The organism is Cellulomonas sp. P4_B5_2, from assembly GCF_056402235.1.
The window spans coordinates 1-2,143 of the sequence record NZ_JBFUHU010000460.1; the positions used below are offsets into that span (position 1 = coordinate 1).

1 protein-coding gene and 1 pseudogene are annotated in these 2,143 nt (G+C 72.9%); one reads left to right on the forward strand and one right to left on the reverse strand.

What is annotated here, in order from left to right:
* Window positions 1–1,842 (forward strand): bifunctional copper resistance protein CopD/cytochrome c oxidase assembly protein (locus tag AC1DUQ_RS21095; RefSeq protein ID WP_477074557.1); only part of this gene is annotated, 1,842 nt, incomplete at its 5' end.
* 23 nt (window positions 1,843–1,865) lie between these two features.
* Here AC1DUQ_RS21095 and AC1DUQ_RS21100 read toward each other — a convergent pair.
* Window positions 1,866–2,143 (reverse strand): annotated as a pseudogene (locus AC1DUQ_RS21100) (PKD domain-containing protein); the annotation flags it as partial.

Here is a 2,143-nt window from a genome sequence, read left to right on the forward strand (position 1 = left end):
GTGTGCGTGCTGCCGCGGCGCGCGGAGGTGGCGTCGACGCGCGCGGCCCGCGCCGGCGTGGGCACCGCGGACGGGCGGGCGTACCCGCGCAGCACGCTCCTGGCCGGCTTCGCCGCAGGCGCGTGGACGCTCCTGTCGATCGCGCACCTCGTCCTCACGTACGCGAGCGTCGCCGGCCGGACCCTCGACTCGGCCACGTTCGGCGCCGAGCTCGGCGTGTTCGTCACGCAGATCGACCTCGGGCGCACGCTCCTGCTGATCACCACCGTCGCGGCCGTGGTCACCGCCCTGGCGCTCGTCGTCGCGACGCCGACCGGCGCGGCCTGGACGGCGGCGCTCGTGCTGGTCGCGCTCTGGCAGCAGGCGCAGCTCGGGCACGCCGCGGGGGCCTCGGGGCACGACATCGCGACGTCGTCGATGGTGGTGCACCTCGTCGGCGCCGCGATCTGGATCGGGGCGCTCACCGCGCTGGCCCTGCTGGTCCGGCGCGTCGGCACCGACCTGTCCGCGTCGGTCGCGCGGTACTCGGCCATCGCCGGCTGGTGCTTCGCCGCGGTCGCCGTGTCGGGCCTGGTCAACGGACTGCTGCGCACCAACGGCTGGGCCGACCTGACCAGCTCGTAYGGCATCCTCCTGCTCGCCAAGGTCGTCCTGTTCGGGGTGCTCGGTCTGCTCGGTCTCGCGCACCGCCGGTCGATCCTGCCGCGGCTGGCGACGCGCACGAGCGACTGGCTGTTCTGGCGCCTCGTGCTCGTCGAGCTCACCGTCATGGGGGCGGTCTCCGGGGTCGCCGTCGCACTCGGCGAGACTGCTCCGCCGGTGTCGGAGGAACCGCCGCTCGACCAGTCCCCGGCCTACCAGCTGACGGGTCACCCGCTGCCGCCGGAGCCCTCCGGTCTTCGCTGGTTCACCGAGTGGCGGTGGGACCTCGTGCTCGCGTCCGCGGCCGTCGCCGGCCTGATCGTCTACTGGCGCTGGGTGCTCCGGCTCCGCCGGCGCGGCGACTCCTGGTCGTTGCTGCGTGCCGCGTCGTGGACGGTCGGCATGGTCCTGTTCTTCTGGGTGACGAACGGCGGACCCGCCCTCTACGGGCACGTCCTGTTCAGCGCGCACATGGTCCAGCACATGGTGCTCGCGATGGTCGTCCCCCTGTTCCTCGCCCTGTCCGCACCCATCACCCTGGCCCTGCGCGCCCTCCCCGTGCGGTCCACGCAGCTGCGCGACGACGCCTCCCGCGGCCCGCGCGAGTGGATCCTCACGCTCGTCGACAGCCACGTCGGGCACTTCCTCGCGCACCCCGTCGTCGCCGCGGTGAACTTCATCGGGTCGATGCTGCTCTTCTACTACTCCGGCCTGTTCGAGTGGTCGCTGCGCAGCCCCGTCGGCCACCTGGCGATGGTCGTGCACTTCACCGCCGTCGGGTACCTGTTCGTCAACGCGCTCGTCGGCATCGACCCCGGCCCGCGCCGGCTCCCCTACCCGCAGCGCCTCCTGCTCCTGTTCGCGACGATGGTGTTCCACGCCTTCTTCGGCGTGACTCTCGTGACCGGCGACGTGCTGCTGGTCGCCGACTGGTTCGGTCTCATGGGCCGCCCCTGGGGCGCGTCCGCGATCGCCGACCAGCAGGCCGGCGGTGCGATCACCTGGGGCATCGGGGAGCTCCCGACGCTGGCCCTCGCGATCGGCGTCGCGATCGCCTGGTCCCGCGACGACGACCGCACCGCCCGCCGCCGCGACCGCCAGGTCGACCGCGACGGGGACCTCGAGATGGACGAGTACAACGCGATGCTGGCGCAGCTGGCCGACCGCGACGCGCACCCGGAACTGCCCCCGAGGACCTGACCCCGCGGTTCTGCGCGCCTGATTCAGCCGCACCCGGGTTGGTCGGGGTTCTCGTTGCAGTCCTCGGCGACCAGGTGCGATCGCCGTTCGACGACCTCGAACGGCGCCGTGGTGCTCGTCGTCTCGGCGGTGCCGACGACCTCGCGCCACGTGCCGTCGCCGTCCACCCGGTATCGGCCGGACCACGTGGTGGTCAGGCTGATCGCGGCGGTGCCCGGTTCTTCGTAGACGTGGAAGACGTCGAAGCCCGGGTATGGGTGGCCGGGGCTGTCGGTGGTCAGGTGCTTGGTGTCGTCGCGGA